We start from the raw sequence: 17,198 nt of genomic DNA, 5'->3' as shown, positions 1-17,198 counted from the left end.
TATAAATATTTTATTACTATCTGTATGTGTTCTGCGGATCATACTGTGATGACTGACCGTAATGTGGCTGCTGACCGTAGCCGCTATACTGATTATTCTGCTGTGACTGCCAGCCATACTGGGTCTGCTGGCTGTAGCCATTCTGCTGATCGTACCGCTGTGGCTGACTGTAGCCACTTGACGGCTGATTGTACTGTCCTGGCTGTTGAGTATAGCTGCCTGGCTGATTGTACTGCCCCGGCTGCTGGCCATAGCCACTCTGCTGACCATACCGAGGCTGCCGGCCATAGCCACTCTGCTGACCATACCGAGGCTGCCGGCCATAGCCACTCTGCTGATTATTGTACTGATTCGTCTGGCCGTATGCATTTGGCTGGAAGGTATTCTGCCACTTGCCATATACATTTGGCTGATTGTACTGCATGTTCTGTCCGTACATATTTGGCTGATTATATCCACACATAGGTATATATCTGAAGTTATACGGATTCACCCATATAGGATTTACCGCTATGATATGATCGTTCTTTGCCGCATGGGATATGAGCAGGAACATCAAAACCACAGACAGGATCAGAACCAGTATGCACAGGATCACGCTGGTGTCATCAATCGACAACACAAAATCATACAGTCCGTGTATTCCCATGGTGCTAAAATACGCTATCAGCATATTGCCTGCGGCACCCTCGCCCTTGTTCGCATTCTCTCTCGCCTTTGAGTAGAAATATCCCATGATAACGCCGCATGAGCAGTGAAGTGGGATTGCTGTCACAGCCCTCAGGATTCCGAGTCCTATTCCACCCTGGAATACATACAGGATATTCTCCAGTGTTGCAAATCCGAGCGACGAGCACACGCCATATATAACGCCGTCATAGCTGTGGTCAAAGTTCTTATTTTTCCATGTAAGTATTAACATTCCAAGGAATTTGCCCAGTTCCTCGATCATCGCCACTATAAAGAAGCAGTTGACCAGCTCATAAACCGCCGTTCCGGATTCCAATCCCATATAGTATAACAATACGCCCCCAACCAGCTCCACGACTACTGCCGGTATCGTGCTGACAGCTCCCAGAACCGCAAGCCATACTAGCAGACTCATTGGATCCCTGCTATTCTTATTTCTTCTGACTACAAATAACAGCAGTAACACCGAAGGTAATACTGCAAGTCTCAATGCAAATGCACTCATCCTTTACTCTCCCTGATATTTTCTTCCGTATAGATATATATACATATTAAAGATACCATTTTTAGCGTGAATCCACAATAAGCAGAGGCCTTTACCGACATTTTATTTCATTAATTAACTTTAATTTAGCCTAAATACAACTCAAGGCAGGTCATTCCATTTCAGAAGACCTGCCTTGAACCAATTTTCAAATGTATTCAGTTACGACTTACTGTGTGACATCAATATCTCCGCTACTAGTCTCAATATTGCACTTTCCATCTGCTCCCTCAACCGAGTCCGGTACATTTACATCACCGCTGGATGTCTTTGTATTGTATTCATACTTCATTTCTGAGCCAATACCGATCGATACATCACCACTGGTTGTCACGACATTGATCTCAGAAGCATCACAGTCTCTAATCATTACGTCACCACTTGACGCACGACCGTTTATACGTTTTGTCTTTATACTGCCAGATGTGATATTGCCACTGGCGGTCTTCAGATCAATATTATCCATCACCACATCACCAAGACTGACGTCACCACTGTTTGCTGATATTCTTGTATCCTTTGACGATACACTGTCAAGCTTAATGTCACCACTGCTGGTCGCCACTGTCAGAGCATCTGCATTTACCCCCTTTACGATCACATCGCCGCTGGCGGCCTCTATATCGATATTGCCTATTGCCAGATAATATTCCATATCCACGTCACCGCTGCTGGTCACGATCTTCAAATCATCGTACTCCGTGCCGGCCAGATACACCGTCACGGACGGCCATGCTCCAGAGTACATACCAATGGAAATGTTAAATGCCGCGTTTCTACTGTCATCTGCGGTTATCCTGAGCACGCCATCTGATATATCTACATGATGTGTCAGATTCTCGCAGTCATAATACTCCACATAACTTGTATCTCCACTCGCCTTCTTCACGGCAACATCCACATCTGATGCGCTTTTTACATCAATTGCAGTGAATTTATCTTTTATATCAACAGTCTTCTTTACGTAATTAACCGGCTCCGATGTCATGTGTGCCAGATTCACAGTCACATTTGGCCATCTGAATCCATTTACAGCAAGTGCTGAGATCACAGTGATAATGCCTGCCACGATCATGACCGATGCAACAATAACAGCTTTCTTTGTTCTACTCATGACTATTTCTCCTTTACAAACATTCTCTTTATACCATTCACACTGGCCTTGCAGACCTTAAATATGCCAACCGTAACAGGCTTAACCGATACAACAAACAATATCGCTATACCAACTCCTATGAGTGCTGCTCCGAGCATGAGAACTGCTGTATAAGGGCTGTGGGCCACGAACAGAGGTATGGTACATATCAATCCGCCTATTCCCGCAACCACAAAGCTGAGCACTACCGCATAGAATGATATAAGAAGTGCAAATGCAACTATCCACAGTGTGAGCAACAATACCGCCGCTGTAATGAGAAGTGGTATCCACACCGGAGAACCAAGTACTATGAGTATGACCTCCCATGCCTTGAGCTCGTGCTTTGGCTTGATCTTCTCCTTCACAAGCTTCGTGAGCGGCATCTCCTCAAGTATCTGCTCCACAGCAGCCTCCGGAGATCCCATATCCGCCACAGCCTCCTCCTCGGAAAGGCCGTCTTCCACACGGTCATCTATCATCTCACTGTAATAATCCATAAACCTGTTCACATCATCGGCCGGCATCGCACTGATCCTGCTTCTTATTGCCTCCAGATATTCCTGTTTATTCATCTCTGACTTCCTCCTTCACAATAAATCTGTATATGGATTCCAGTTCTTTCCACTCTTCCTTGAACTCTTCTATCCTGGCTCTTCCGGCATCCGTAATATGATAATACTTTCTGAGTCTTCCGTTATGCTCCACGGAATGAACCGTGAGCAGTGCTCCCGCCTCAAGTCTTCTGAGGATAGGATAGAGTGTGGACTCTGATATCGTCACATACGGCTTCATATCTTTGATGATCTGATATCCATAGGAATCCTCGTCCTTGATGGCCGCAAGCACACACACGTCGAGCATCCCTCTCTTCAATTGTATATCCATCGCTATACCTCCTTACGCAGTATACTATACGTCACATAGTATCATATGTCAAGTAGTATTTTCAGCACTCTACAAAAAGGAACAACAATGGGGTCAGGCACCTTTTACATAGATTCTACATTAATGTATATGAAACATAACAAACAGGGCGGGACATCCCACCAATGGGATGTCCCGCCCTGCTTACAAATTATATTCTGCTATATCTTAATCTGACACATGATATGTTTTCCATTATAGTATGTCAATGACATACTCCTTGCTGAACGAATGGCCAGCCTCAAGACTGTTTGAATACTCACGGTCCGCCAGATCTCCGTCATATCCCTCGCGGTCACACCTGCCAAACCAAGGCTCTATGCAGACAAATGGCGCATGTTTCTTTGCAGGAGACCATATGCCTATCTGCGGCACATCAAATCTCAACTGCAAAACCGGCGCATCAGATGAGTTCCTTAATGTAATCGTATTTATACCCTTACCATCCATGATCAGGGCATCCTCATCAAACATCTCATCACGCAGCTTTAAGACTCCATCTGTCAGTCTGTGCGTAACTGTTCTATCTCCAAGAACTCCATTTGCTGTCAAAAGACCACATTCAATCTCGTTCTTACCTGTGTGCATATCCAGAGAATAACCGCCGATGCCTCCCTCACATGCAAATGCAGGATGAGCACCGATAGAAAAATGAATCGTGTCAGTTCCCTCATTCACAACGGTCCACATAACATGTACAGATGAACCTTCAAGTCTGTATCCTATACAAAGACTGAAATCAAACGGATAGCTCTTCTGCCATGTATCATTCTTCTCAAGCACAAACAGCAGTGTATCACCAGTCTGGCCAGCCACTACAAACTCGCTGTCCCTTGCAAATCCGTGCTGAGGTATATTCTCATAAACCACCCCGTTATGTCTGTAACGCTGTCCTTCAAGCTTTCCCACAAATGGAAACAGCACAGGAGAAACTCTTCCCCAATACTCAGCATCACCGCACCACATGTATTCTCTGTCTGTCTCGATACTCTTCAGGCTCACAAGCTCAGCGCCGTGAGTATTCACCTTTATAGCGATCTTATCATTTTTTAATTCAACAATACCCATCATGTCCTCCTATACTCCAGCCAGTCTGGCTGATCATAATTTGCAAATAATATTATACACTTTTATAACATTATAACACAGGTACAAAAAAATACGGTCGCTTAATGAACTAATAAGCAACCGTATTTTATATAATTAAGCAATAGTCGCTGTCGGAGTTCCAAGTATCACATGAAGCCCCTTCTCCTTTGCCTTGCTGATGACATGATCGAAGAACGAAAAGTCATACTGCCCCTACGTTTTTTCCATGATATGCCATGCAAACTCCGCTATACGGATGACATTGCATCCAAGCTCTACGATATTGTCCATATCCTCATCGATCATGGATATGTCCCACTGCTCTGGATAATAATCCTCACCTCGTTATCCAAGCGCGATCATTCTGTTGATGCAGCGGGAAGCTCCCTCCATCACCTCATCAGAAAGGACTATCTCTTCGCCACCTGTGCCCTTTAATACATTCAATATGTCAACCAGGGTAGTAAGTTTCATATTATGGCACATCAGCTTTGAAGAAATTGGATAGAACATTTTGTCAGGGCACTCATACTGAAGATGCTCCACAATACTGTGCTCTGTACCGATGATAAATTCTTTTTTCTCTGACTTTCTGGCATATGCCATAATTCCTGTGGTTGAACCTACATAATCAGCCTCTGCAACTACATCCGGCCTGCACTCAGGATGGACAAGAAGTTCCGCATGTGGATGTAACTCTTTTGCCTTCAAAGCATCATCTAGGGTAACCGCAAGATGTCTAGGACATCCGCCGTTAAAAAATGCAAATTCCTTTTCCGGCATCTGCTTTTGAACATAGTTTCCAAGATTCGGATCTGGAATAAAAAGAATCTTGTCGTTATCAAGCTTGCTGCAGATCTGCACTGCTGATGAGGATGTCACACATACATCACAGGCAGTTTTCAATTCAGATGTCGTATTTATATAGGCGACAACCGCATATCCCGGATACTTCTTCTTCATCTCATCCAGCATTTCAAGATTCATCTGCTCAGCCATCGGACATCCGGCTTCAGGGTTAGGCAGATACACATTCTTATCAGGGGACAATATCTTACATGTCTCTGCCATAAAACGCACACCACACATTATTATATTTTTGCGGGAATCCTTGCTCGCCTCCACGCTAAGTCCATATGAATCTCCCATATAATCTGCAACTTCAAGAATCTCATGTCCCTGATAAGCATGTGCCAGTATGCAGAAATCCTTCTCTTTCTTCAGTCTGATTATCTCTTCCTGTATCTCTTTTATCGTCATTTTATTCTCTCCAAATCATTCTGTATTATTTCTCCCACTCCTGCCATGGAACAAGAAAGCCTGTCTCCTCGAGTTTCTGCTCTATAGTGTCCAGGATCTCTTCACTAGGAGCCTCTATCAGATGGTAGTGATATCCGTTCGTAGCATTTCCAAGCAGGGACGACTGGCTGTTTTCCAATTTTTTCATAAATTTTGCCACGTCGTATCTGGAAGCAATATTCATCTTTGCAGTAACACGATTGTACACCGTATGACTTATACTTACATTCTTTACAACACCGCCATAATCAACTATGATCGTGAGTTCTTCCTCAGTCCTGTCATAACCGTGTTTTACTTTAAACTCTCTCTGACATTTTGATTCATTCTTGTATATATAACCCCTGTTAGTTGCAATTATGCCATCATCAGCCGCCCTGATCACTGCAATATCCTGCACTATTATCTGTCTGCTGACTTCAAATTCTGACGCAAGCTTATTTGCCGGAACAGGAACATCTGAATTCTTCACAATGTCAAGTATCCTTTCCCTTCTCTCTTTTGCCTTCACTTTATTCCTCCGCATGAAGATTTTTCATCGATATATCCATTATAGGTGAGCTGTGTGTAAGCGCACCGCTTGATATATAATCCACTCCCAATGATATCAGTCTCTCTATGTTCTCTTTTGTAACATTGCCTGAACATTCTGTCTCCGCACGTCCATCGATCAAATCAATCGCAGCTCTCATCTGATCCGTTGTCATATTGTCAAGCATAATGATATCGGCTCCCGCTTCAACAGCCTCTTTTACCTGATCCAGTGTCTCAACTTCAACCTCTATCTTGCGGACAAATGGTGCATACTCCTTTGCCATTCTCACTGCATTGGTTATACTTCCCGCAGCGCCTATATGATTATCCTTAAGCAATACTCCATCCGACAAATTGTATCTGTGATTGCTGCCTCCGCCGACTCTGACTGCATACTTCTCAAATATACGGCAATTAGGTGTGGTCTTTCTGGTATCCAGCAGAGTAGTCTTGCTTCCTTTAAGAAGTTCTGCAACCTCATGAGTATATGTAGCTATACCACTCATACGCTGGAGATAATTAAGCGCAACCCTCTCGCCAGAGAGAAGAACCCTGATATCACCAGTCACAATTCCCATAAGCTGGCCAGCCTTCACCTCATCGCCATCTTTGCAGAAGAACTCAACCTCAGTGCTGTCATCTAAGAGTGTAAATACTCTTGCATATACATCAAGTCCTGCAATGATTCCATCCTGCTTGCATATCAGGTCTACTTTTCCTTTCTGTGCCTTTGGCATCACCGCATTTGTGGATACATCCTCACTTGTGATATCCTCCTGTAAAGCCATCATTATAAGCTTGTCCGCATTCAATTTCATTGTTATCTGATTCATTCTCAGCCTCTTCTTTCCGTTTCTGTCAAAACTATATTCTTATATTCTCTAAACAAACCATCTATATCTTCATATTCAGACAGATCTATGTTGTCTTCTCCACAGCCTCTGTGTTCTCTGCTGAACATGATATCATCTGCCGCTCTCTGTGCAAAAACAAGCGACTCAAGTAACGAATTGCTTGCCAGTCTGTTTCTGCCATGCACTCCATTACATCCGGCTTCTCCTACCGCGTACAAGCCTTCCATGGATGTCCTTCCGGCAAGATCTGCCTTCACTCCGCCCATGTGGTAATGCTGAGCCGGCACAACCGGTATCGGTTCAACAAGCACATCATATCCCTCATCCTTACACTGCTTGTATATATGTGGAAAATGCTGCAAGATCACATCTCTTCCAAGCGGTCTCAGATCTTCCCACACATGCTCCGTTCCATCTATCTCCATCTGTTTCCATATTGCATGGCTAACTACATCACGAGGCTGCAGTTCATCTGTAAACCTTTCGCCCGCCTTGTTAAGAAGCCATGCGCCTTCGCCTCTCACAGATTCAGATATCAAAAATCTTCTTCCCTTATTCCGGCTAAACAGTGTCGTCGGGTGGATCTGTACATAATTCAGATTCTCTACCTCTACACCATTTTTTAAGGCAATTGCTATGGCATCACCTGTTATATGGGCAAAATTCGTTGAGTTCTTATATATACCTCCGATTCCACCACACGCCAATACAACATTGTTGGATCTAAGTATGCTTATGTTCTTGGCCTCATCAGCTATAACCACGCCACCACAGGCATTGTCATTGCAGACGATGTCGAGCATAGTCGTATACTCATATATCTCGATATTGGATTTTTTCTTTGCACACTCCAGCAAAGTGGATGTAATCTCTTTGCCGGTAATGTCCTCGTGGAACAATATTCTTGGCTGGCTGTGAGCTCCCTCCTTGGTGAAGGCAAGCTTTCCGCTCTCATCTATCTCAAATCTAACTCCAAGCCTTATCAATTCTCTGATAACAAGATTCGATGATCTGATCATCAGATCGACTGTCTTTTTATTGTTCTCATAATGGCCGGCTCTCATGGTGTCTTCAAAATAATCTTCGTAGTCTTCCTCACCCCGCAGCATACATATGCCACCCTGGGCCAAAAAAGAATCGGACTCATCAGCCCGCCTTTTTGTGATAATACAGACCTTTTTTGTCTCTGGAAAATTCAACGCACAGAACAAGCCTGCAGCGCCAGTTCCCACAATAATAACATCATATACAGTGTTCATCATTTCTCCTCTTCAAGTATGCATCATATTATTCTTTATAACCTGACTTGCATATAAACATAACATATGTAAACACATATGTAAAGATATATGTAATGTTATGTGTAAACTTTTGATGTAAAGTTTTGAATTAGAGTTTTCTGTATACCGTCTCTACTTTAAGACTTTCTTTATCTGTTTCTCTGTGGCAATCGGGTAGATATCATCCATATGCTTCACTATCCTCTCCCATGACTCCTCCGGGCTCTCACCATATGCAGACGTCACGTGGTCATATCCCCACAGCTTCTCCGGCATGGAATACACAGCCACATTCCAGCCGTATTCCGCGCCCTTCTTGTTCAACCGTTTTCTGAAGTCACATGCACACAGATAGGTCTGCATCTGGAGCTGTGTCATCGTACCCTCAAAGCCTTTCTCTCCGCCCTTGCCAAATCCGGCAAGCTTCTTTATATCGAATGAAAAAAGTTCTGTATTGTACATACTATCCAGCTTTTCTGCCGCAAATTCCTCATCGCTCTCCTCGTCTATCCGGTCATCCATAAACAGGTCCATGATCTTCTTCTGCCTGAATGATGCAAGCTCATCATCCCATCTGGCATCGAAATCATATCCAGCTCTTCTATAATTTGCAAAATACGGGAACCATTTCTTTGAGATAAATCCCGCCTTATTGTGGAAAAATTTGCCGTATGCGATATCGCCTCTTCTGGCTATGATCTCACGCCACACCCAAGGATCCCTCTGCGGGTCTTCACTCCACCAATACTTCTCCGTGGTTCGCTCTTCCACCGAAAATCCAGGTATCTCATTGCGGAAAAGAGGCAGGAATCCCACTTCCTCTATATATTCGATAAGTTCGTCCACCGTGTGCAGGCACTCCGGATCATCCTCCGAAACTCCATACATGATCCATGTTCCGTCTTTTGATTCCATAAACTCTCCTAAATTATTCGCCCCTCAAGGTGATCCATCTCATGGAGCACTATCTGGGCTATATATCCGTTGAACTTCATACGCTTTTTTGCAAATGATGCATCCTGAAACTCTACTTCTATGTCTCTATACCTTGTCACCTTTCTCGTGCCGTCCAGAGACAGACATCCCTCCTCTGTCTCGTAAGCCCCCGACTTTGACAGGAGTACCGGATTCAGCATGACAACATTGGCAAATCCCATACTGACGATGATTATCCTCTTCTTATATCCGATCATGTTGCCCGCCATGCCGACGCACCTCGCCTGATTTGCCGCTAATGTGTCCTGCATATCTGCTATGATCCCCGCATCCATAGTCGTCATCGGAGATGACTTCTGGCTGAGAAACATCTGATCTCTTACTATCTGTTTTACCATGGTCTATTACCTTTCCTTATCTACTCACCATTCTTCACGTACAGGAATAATTTCGACTTGAGCAGCTTCTTCGGCGTCGCCGAGATCTCGCATATCTCCTCGTATATGCGGTTGCACACGATAAAATACGCAGCCAGGGCAGTCAGCACATTCTTCTGATTTGCGCTCTGGAAATTGTACTTTCCCGTCTTCTCATTCTTCTCGCTTCTGACATGTTTTACCAGGTTATAGTCATTCCACCAATCCGCGATCCTGCCATCCACAAATGCGCTGAACGGCTTCAACTCGATATCTTCAAATGTGTCTATCGTCCTCACTGCGTCAAGCCTAATAGCCGGGAATTTCCTAAGCACAGGAGTAAGCCTGTCATGTATATTGTACTTCTTCCTGTAATCGTCCTCCTCTACCATCTTGCAATATATCTCAATCAGAGAATCAATATTGCTGCAGATGTTCAGAAACATATTTATGTATCTGCTTGAAAATGTCGGGAAGTTGCTCTTGTGAATGTCCACATACTCCGAACTGATCCTGACATCCTTCTCAATGATCTGGTATTGCTTCCAGAAAATGTTCAGAAATTCCTTCTCAGTTATGACAACTCTGGTCTTCTTCACCAGAACATTTACCCACAAATGTCCCTGACCTATCCTGTCAGTTCTCACATCCTGACTCGTCCATACATCCTCAAGAACCGCGCCTGAAACCGAATACACCATATCACAAACCTTTGTCTCGGTATAATTGGCAAATGTTCTTCCATCATCCCGCGTCTGCTCACCTTTTCCATACTTCCACGAAGCATAAAATACACCATCAATCTTAAGTGCTTTCATAACCTTCGCAAAGATCTTGATCATATCACCCTTGTCAACATGGAGCATCGAGGCACATGCCCACACAGCATCAAATTCATTCTCGTAATTCATGTTCTCAATGCGCATATGTACAGCCTCTTTTCCCGTCAGCTCCTGAGTTTTCCTGCACATAGCCTCAGACGCATCCAGAGATACGACATCATATCCCTTGTCCAGAAAATATTTGCTGTCACGGCCACTGCCGCAGCCAAGATCAAGAATCCTGCTGCCCGGCTTGAGATGTTCCTCAAATCGCTTGTAAATGTCCGACATATCAGCATTTCTGGTTACCTCGGAATATCTATCAGCATATTTGTTGTAGTATTCTATTGTTCTGTTTGTATTTTTATCATCCATTAAAATCTGACCTCTTCCGGTTCATGTGTGGTGAGAGTTCGAATCCCCTCCACCTTCATATGTATCTACAGATTATTTGCCTTCCGCAGCAGCTTCTCAAATGACTCCGCAAATCTCTGGTCATCCTCTTCTGTCCTCTTCCTCGGCCCTTTGATATGATTCCGGCTTGACGCCCTCCGCGCCTTCTTGTTCAGGTGTCTCTCCATAAGCATCTGATCGATATTCTCATCCGTATACCATTTGCCCGACTGATGAATTGCATACGCACCTTTGCCAAGCGCCATCGCCGCCACACCATAATCCTGCGTAACCACTATGTCGCCCCTGTGACAAATGCTTATCAGCTTGTAATCCACAGCATCCGCCCCGGCCCCAACCACGATAACCTCACTGTAATCAGATGTGAGGACATGGTTTGTATCGCAGAGAAGCGTTACGGGGATGTTGTATTTTGTTGCTATGTCTTCAACTATATCAACCACCGGACACGCGTCAGCATCAACAAATATCTTCATTGACCTAGTCCTTTCTCGTGCTGTCTCTACAGCAACGCCTTTAATTTAGACGCCTCCTCTTCTGTAAGTGTCACACCCTTACCCATCTTCTCATGCTCCGGTGCCCACTCTCTGATATCATACTTCGGTGTGCCACCGTTCCACGATATCTTATTAAGTTCCTTAGTCCATCCCTTTGCACTTTCCGAGATCACTCCTATGTGCTCCACTATTTCGTATTTAAAATCTGCCATTTTTTATGTATCTCCTTTATCCTTTAAAGATAAAGCCCGTCACAACTCTTTGTTTGATGTGATGGGCCGTTGTCTATCATTATATCTGTTTTTATGAGGCTTTTCAATGATACTATATCATCAGGGGGGCGGGATTGTAATTATTTGGACAGAGAAAACAATTCTCGTTCTATCATGTCCATTGACTTCATCTTCGACAGCCACTCAGCCGGTATGCCTTCGTCATCACAACCTCTTCCAGATCTGATCGCGGCAGCGCACGTATTGCCGCAGTCAAATACTTCTCCAAACGGTGTATATACTCCTTCTTTTAGCCATCTGCGGAATCTGTCTCTGATGTCATCCACATCAACTCTGCCACACGCTTTGATACTGGCGCAAGTGGCAAGCGCCATATTGGTATCATCCGACCAGGTTCCCTCCGGCTGATTGTGCGTACCGTAGCCTATCATATCTGTACATTCAAATGCGCCCCTGAATTTAAATTCATATGGAACGCCCAACGCATCACCTACGGCGAGGCCGTAGATGGCGGATTTTAAAGCATTTGTCTTATCATTCATATCTCTTTCTCCCTTAATATATCATCATTCTATAAATTTACATTGTAAACTGATAATCAGTGCATTCCAATTTGACTATCTGTGTTTTCTCCGATTTAACAGGCAATTCTGGTTGAAAACCAGAGGACTGCATGCACACTGCCAGTCTCTGCTGCTTGAACCAGTAGTAATACTGATCTTTTGATATGTTATTTTCAGCAAGCCAGCCCTTTGTTTTCATACCGCTGTTCCTGCAGTCCTTAATATTTGCAATCCAAGTCTCTAACTGCTTTTCCCGAATGGCAAGGCGTGCTGCCATAATCTACCTCCCGAATATTTGGATTTCAATCCATGCTCCGACGAACGGATCGACTAATTTCTTCAAGGTTTTTATATCCGACTACTTGTATTTCAATCCACGCTCCGACGAACGGAGCGACTTTATCTACTATGTCAAAATGAACACGTACCTTTATTTCAATCCACGCTCCGACGAACGGAGCGACCTTCCTTTGTGCCTGCCTTGGTGTTGTTGAACGATTTCAATCCACGCTCCGACGAACGGAGCGACCAGAGTTTGAGACAGGCACACAAGCAGTCCTGTGATTTCAATCCACGCTCCGACGAACGGAGCGACTCGTTGATATTATCAACTCAAATGCATATAGCTGGATTTCAATCCACGCTCCGACGAACGGAGCGACGATTTTAAATTATCAAAGGAGATTATCATGATAAATTTCAATCCACGCTCCGACGAACGGAGCGACGGACAAGGAGGTATTCTTCGTTTCAAAGGCTGAGATTTCAATCCACGCTCCGACGAACGGAGCGACCAAACAAAAGCAACAGAAAGGCTATTTATACATATTTCAATCCACGCTCCGACGAACGGAGCGACCATATCATGTTCCATGTTGTCGCATACGAACATAATTTCAATCCACGCTCCGACGAACGGAGCGACCACATCGAGGAAGTTCTCGCCTGTGATATCTGTTATTTCAATCCACGCTCCGACGAACGGAGCGACGGATATTCCGCTGACTGATGTGGACGCATGGGCATTTCAATCCACGCTCCGACGAACGGAGCGACGGGGCGCACCTACACCGCTAGGCACGGCATACAATTTCAATCCACGCTCCGACGAACGGAGCGACTCTCATATTCGCCTCTTATGTCGTCCACAAGACAATTTCAATCCACGCTCCGACGAACGGAGCGACCAGGAATGTAGCTGATAAATACCAGTATCTTGACATTTCAATCCACGCTCCGACGAACGGAGCGACGGTATCATAAGCCTGATAGTCTTTATTCTGGACATTTCAATCCACGCTCCGACGAACGGAGCGACGTCATCCATGTTGCCATCCTTAAGTGCTTCATCCAGATTTCAATCCACGCTCCGACGAACGGAGCGACAGCAGATGCAAATAACAAGTTAGGCATAGGCATTATTTCAATCCACGCTCCGACGAACGGAGCGACGTTACCCTCACTATCAAGCTTCTTGAAGCATACAGTATTTCAATCCACGCTCCGACGAACGGAGCGACTAAATCAATAAAAGATTGGGATAAGTTCTTAGCGATTTCAATCCACGCTCCGACGAACGGAGCGACCGTTTAAGTAGGAGTGATAGTGAATGAGCGGAAATTTCAATCCACGCTCCGACGAACGGAGCGACGATGAATTACGATACTTACAAGCATTACGTTAATATCATTTCAATCCACGCTCCGACGAACGGAGCGACATAGTTTCGGCTGTTCCAAATCGCACCTACTTCATCATTTCAATCCACGCTCCGACGAACGGAGCGACGCGCTAACGTCGTAGGCTGACAATGGCACTTGTATTTCAATCCACGCTCCGACGAACGGAGCGACATAAGCTCCCTTATCAAGTCGACAGCTATAGCAATTTCAATCCACGCTCCGACGAACGGAGCGACTGAAACTGCCGAACAGGGAGACAAAATAACGTACATTTCAATCCACGCTCCGACGAACGGAGCGACTGCAAAACCATGTATATGTTTTATCCTGCCATATATTTCAATCCACGCTCCGACGAACGGAGCGACAGGAGTATTACCACCTACCGTATAACTCCCACTAGATTTCAATCCACGCTCCGACGAACGGAGCGACAACATTGTAAGAACTGTATATCGGATATTAACTATTTCAATCCACGCTCCGACGAACGGAGCGACAAAGGTCTATGCCATCGTAATATCTCGGTATCTGATTTCAATCCACGCTCCGACGAACGGAGCGACCTCTTATGGTATGTATAATCTCTTCTGTCCTTGTAATTTCAATCCACGCTCCGACGAACGGAGCGACAGAATTGACAACTGTCATCTCCTGCGCATCAATATTTCAATCCACGCTCCGACGAACGGAGCGACTATCCATCTTGTCCTCCTTGTATCAATAAGCGTATTTCAATCCACGCTCCGACGAACGGAGCGACTTTTATGGTATGTATAGTCTCTTCTGTCCTTATAATTTCAATCCACGCTCCGACGAACGGAGCGACTTGTTGGTGGAATATTACTTGGAATAGGTTTTGTATTTCAATCCACGCTCCGACGAACGGAGCGACAACTTTGAATTGCGGATGCCAGAAGGATTACGTTGATTTCAATCCACGCTCCGACGAACGGAGCGACTTTTCTATGACAGGTGTTAAATACTTAACATAATATTTCAATCCACGCTCCGACGAACGGAGCGACAAAATATATAAATATCTATATAAATATAACTATATTTCAATCCACGCTCCGACGAACGGAGCGACACTGACACATGCCCTCACTGCCGCATTCATCCGCGTATTTCAATCCACGCTCCGACGAACGGAGCGACCTCCGTGCGTGAGTATGACGCGGTAAGCTTCGAATTTCAATCCACGCTCCGACGAACGGAGCGACGATAATTGGCTTAATAATAGCCATCTGGGGAATAAGATTTCAATCCACGCTCCGACGAACGGAGCGACTACACAGTGGCGCAAGCTCCCCCGCCAAGGCTCATTTCAATCCACGCTCCGACGAACGGAGCGACCCCTTTGCGGCTGTTTCTTCATCCACCTGCAATGATTTCAATCCACGCTCCGACGAACGGAGCGACGGCTGTGTTTACAGTGTGATCGTTCAGGATCCACATTTCAATCCACGCTCCGACGAACGGAGCGACCCTGCTTGACTGCAATCCAACCATCTTGGAGAAATTTCAATCCACGCTCCGACGAACGGAGCGACAACAACACGATGTGACAGTACAAGAAATCAAGACAATTTCAATCCACGCTCCGACGAACGGAGCGACTATTGGGACACAATGTTGGCGGCATACTGTATAGATATTTCAATCCACGCTCCGACGAACGGAGCGACTCTTTCCGTACTTGATCGTCTTGCACTATTCATTATTTCAATCCACGCTCCGACGAACGGAGCGACGATTAAGTGGGATAACGATGCTAAGACACTGGTTATTTCAATCCACGCTCCGACGAACGGAGCGACCTTTTGATACTGCATCAATATACGCTTGTGGGAATTTCAATCCACGCTCCGACGAACGGAGCGACGCATCCATTTCTTATACCTCCTTTATCCTAAAAATTTCAATCCACGCTCCGACGAACGGAGCGACATTTCGTACTCATTGTTTTCTTTCGCCCATTTTATTTCAATCCACGCTCCGACGAACGGAGCGACGCCGTACAAGAAAAAAACGCACTGTTCAGAGTTTATTTCAATCCACGCTCCGACGAACGGAGCGACTGACCTCCACACTTTAGCCACTTATCAAATGCTAATTTCAATCCACGCTCCGACGAACGGAGCGACGTTGACTACAAAGCCCACATAGCGTATATTGTGAAGAATTTCAATCCACGCTCCGACGAACGGAGCGACTCTCTTTCACCTCCTCATCATCAATCTCCAACGCATTTCAATCCACGCTCCGACGAACGGAGCGACTTTTTCCATATTCTCTCCTATTCCGCTTCTGATTATTTCAATCCACGCTCCGACGAACGGAGCGACAGTTTCCATCTTTTGCTCAACTACCAGCATTGTAAATTTCAATCCACGCTCCGACGAACGGAGCGACTGAGATTCAGCCGATAATTGAGTCGGAGGTTGGAATTTCAATCCACGCTCCGACGAACGGAGCGACGAGTACCCGCCAAGTATCTCATTGATAACGCCCAGATTTCAATCCACGCTCCGACGAACGGAGCGACGCGGCACTCATGGGGTACAATCCACAACCACAACAATTTCAATCCACGCTCCGACGAACGGAGCGACGCCTTGGCATACATGAAACCGCCATTATTAACTATTTCAATCCACGCTCCGACGAACGGAGCGACGAGGTATAAGAAATGGACGCAAAGAGATTAAAAATTTCAATCCACGCTCCGACGAACGGAGCGACTTTTTGCGCCTTGCCTCTCCCCGGAGGTTTAAGAATTTCAATCCACGCTCCGACGAACGGAGCGACAGCAATTTTGCACAAAAAAATTTAAAAAACTATACAAAACCGCTTAATAATATTATTGTTTTTTACAATTAAATCTGTTTCTTATGCATATATAGATAGATACGCTTCTCAGCTGTATATTTTTCATGGTGCGAATGACCTTGTAATTCTATGTTCACTATCATTACGCACAACATCAAAAAATTAATGGCTGATCAACATCTATCCCCTTATCACATCCTATATGATCAACTTTAGTTTGATATTTACTTCCCAAATAATAAAACCTGAGACTGTCCACTGTATCATCAATTATTTCAGACAACAAGGCTTTCAATTTAACGCTCTGTGCTTGGTCCACTATACATTCGAAAACTGAATTCTGTACTCGTCGGCCATAATTTTCACATTGTTTTGCAACCTTTCTCAATCTATTTTTTCCTGCAGATGTTTCCGTATTAACATCATAGGTTATCAATAATAACATTCTT

17 protein-coding genes, 1 pseudogene and 1 CRISPR repeat array are annotated in these 17,198 nt (G+C 44.8%); all 18 genes and pseudogenes read right to left on the bottom strand.

Features of this window, described 5'->3' with window-relative positions:
- Positions 1 to 16 precede the first annotated feature (16 nt).
- The 18 genes and pseudogenes from DXB91_RS07930 to cas2 all read right to left on the bottom strand — a co-directional run bounded on the left by DXB91_RS07930 (position 17) and on the right by cas2 (position 17,194).
- Positions 17 to 1,195: a PrsW family intramembrane metalloprotease gene (locus DXB91_RS07930; RefSeq protein ID WP_118017440.1), complete on the bottom strand. Its 1,179-nt coding sequence runs from the start codon at positions 1,193 to 1,195 to the stop codon at positions 17 to 19.
- A 208-nt stretch (positions 1,196 to 1,403) separates the two neighbouring features.
- Positions 1,404 to 2,348 carry a DUF4097 family beta strand repeat-containing protein gene (locus tag DXB91_RS07925; protein WP_118017438.1) on the bottom strand — a complete coding sequence of 315 codons (945 nt, stop codon included), beginning with the start codon at positions 2,346 to 2,348 and terminating at the stop codon, positions 1,404 to 1,406.
- A gap of 2 nt (positions 2,349 to 2,350) precedes the next feature.
- Positions 2,351 to 2,944, bottom strand: coding sequence for a DUF1700 domain-containing protein (locus tag DXB91_RS07920; protein ID WP_118017436.1), 594 nt, complete (start codon positions 2,942 to 2,944; stop codon positions 2,351 to 2,353).
- Complete coding sequence (locus DXB91_RS07915; RefSeq protein WP_117549107.1) at positions 2,937 to 3,257, bottom strand: PadR family transcriptional regulator; 321 nt, start codon at positions 3,255 to 3,257, stop codon at positions 2,937 to 2,939. Before DXB91_RS07915 ends, DXB91_RS07920 begins: the two co-directional genes overlap by 8 nt.
- A 234-nt stretch (positions 3,258 to 3,491) precedes the next feature.
- On the bottom strand, positions 3,492 to 4,364 hold the full coding sequence (locus tag DXB91_RS07910; RefSeq protein ID WP_117549108.1) for an aldose 1-epimerase family protein: 873 nt from the start codon (positions 4,362 to 4,364) through the stop codon (positions 3,492 to 3,494).
- 135 nt (positions 4,365 to 4,499) lie between these two features.
- Positions 4,500 to 4,709 (bottom strand): annotated as a pseudogene (locus DXB91_RS07905) (beta-galactosidase); the annotation flags it as partial.
- Between the two features lie 21 nt (positions 4,710 to 4,730).
- Complete coding sequence (gene nadA / locus DXB91_RS07900; RefSeq protein ID WP_118017434.1) at positions 4,731 to 5,645, bottom strand: quinolinate synthase NadA; 915 nt, start codon at positions 5,643 to 5,645, stop codon at positions 4,731 to 4,733.
- 25 nt (positions 5,646 to 5,670) lie between these two features.
- Entirely contained in the window at positions 5,671 to 6,195 is a 525-nt protein-coding gene (locus DXB91_RS07895) for a transcription repressor NadR (RefSeq protein WP_118017432.1), read from the bottom strand.
- A 1-nt stretch (position 6,196) separates the two neighbouring features.
- Positions 6,197 to 7,051 carry a carboxylating nicotinate-nucleotide diphosphorylase gene (gene nadC, locus DXB91_RS07890; RefSeq protein ID WP_004853885.1) on the bottom strand — a complete coding sequence of 285 codons (855 nt, stop codon included), beginning with the start codon at positions 7,049 to 7,051 and terminating at the stop codon, positions 6,197 to 6,199.
- A gap of 2 nt (positions 7,052 to 7,053) precedes the next feature.
- Positions 7,054 to 8,334: an L-aspartate oxidase gene (locus DXB91_RS07885; RefSeq protein ID WP_118017430.1), complete on the bottom strand. Its 1,281-nt coding sequence runs from the start codon at positions 8,332 to 8,334 to the stop codon at positions 7,054 to 7,056.
- Between the two features lie 150 nt (positions 8,335 to 8,484).
- Positions 8,485 to 9,267: an AlkZ-related protein gene (locus DXB91_RS07880; RefSeq protein ID WP_118017428.1), complete on the bottom strand. Its 783-nt coding sequence runs from the start codon at positions 9,265 to 9,267 to the stop codon at positions 8,485 to 8,487.
- An 8-nt stretch (positions 9,268 to 9,275) separates the two neighbouring features.
- On the bottom strand, positions 9,276 to 9,686 hold the full coding sequence (locus tag DXB91_RS07875; protein ID WP_015534796.1) for a peptide deformylase: 411 nt from the start codon (positions 9,684 to 9,686) through the stop codon (positions 9,276 to 9,278).
- A 20-nt stretch (positions 9,687 to 9,706) separates the two neighbouring features.
- Positions 9,707 to 10,900 (bottom strand): class I SAM-dependent methyltransferase, encoded by a 1,194-nt coding sequence (locus DXB91_RS07870; protein WP_118017426.1) that lies wholly within the window; start codon positions 10,898 to 10,900, stop codon positions 9,707 to 9,709.
- A gap of 65 nt (positions 10,901 to 10,965) precedes the next feature.
- A complete protein-coding gene (locus tag DXB91_RS07865; RefSeq protein WP_118017424.1) occupies positions 10,966 to 11,415 on the bottom strand; it encodes a YaiI/YqxD family protein in 450 nt (149 codons plus the stop codon).
- Between the two features lie 26 nt (positions 11,416 to 11,441).
- Positions 11,442 to 11,648, bottom strand: coding sequence for a YdbC family protein (locus DXB91_RS07860; protein ID WP_117549116.1), 207 nt, complete (start codon positions 11,646 to 11,648; stop codon positions 11,442 to 11,444).
- A 140-nt stretch (positions 11,649 to 11,788) separates the two neighbouring features.
- On the bottom strand, positions 11,789 to 12,211 hold the full coding sequence (locus DXB91_RS07855) for an ADP-ribosylglycohydrolase family protein (protein ID WP_117549117.1): 423 nt from the start codon (positions 12,209 to 12,211) through the stop codon (positions 11,789 to 11,791).
- 37 nt (positions 12,212 to 12,248) lie between these two features.
- Positions 12,249 to 12,509 (bottom strand): hypothetical protein, encoded by a 261-nt coding sequence (locus tag DXB91_RS07850; protein WP_117549118.1) that lies wholly within the window; start codon positions 12,507 to 12,509, stop codon positions 12,249 to 12,251.
- A 22-nt stretch (positions 12,510 to 12,531) separates the two neighbouring features.
- Positions 12,532 to 16,728: direct repeats of the CRISPR family, unit length 32 nt; unit sequence ATTTCAATCCACGCTCCGACGAACGGAGCGAC.
- A 175-nt stretch (positions 16,729 to 16,903) separates the two neighbouring features.
- The gene (cas2, locus tag DXB91_RS07845) at positions 16,904 to 17,194 is read right to left on the bottom strand and encodes a CRISPR-associated endonuclease Cas2 (RefSeq protein ID WP_044998422.1); all 291 of its coding nucleotides are present in this window, start codon (positions 17,192 to 17,194) and stop codon (positions 16,904 to 16,906) included.
- Between the last annotated feature and the right edge of the window lie 4 nt (positions 17,195 to 17,198).

Origin of the sequence: Coprococcus sp. OM06-34AC (assembly GCF_003462545.1) — a bacterium.
In the GTDB taxonomy this organism is placed as follows: Bacteria; Bacillota; Clostridia; order Lachnospirales; family Lachnospiraceae; genus Coprococcus; species Coprococcus aceti.
Note: the sequence above shows the minus strand (reverse complement) of the source record. Positions and strands in the feature narration are given on the sequence as shown.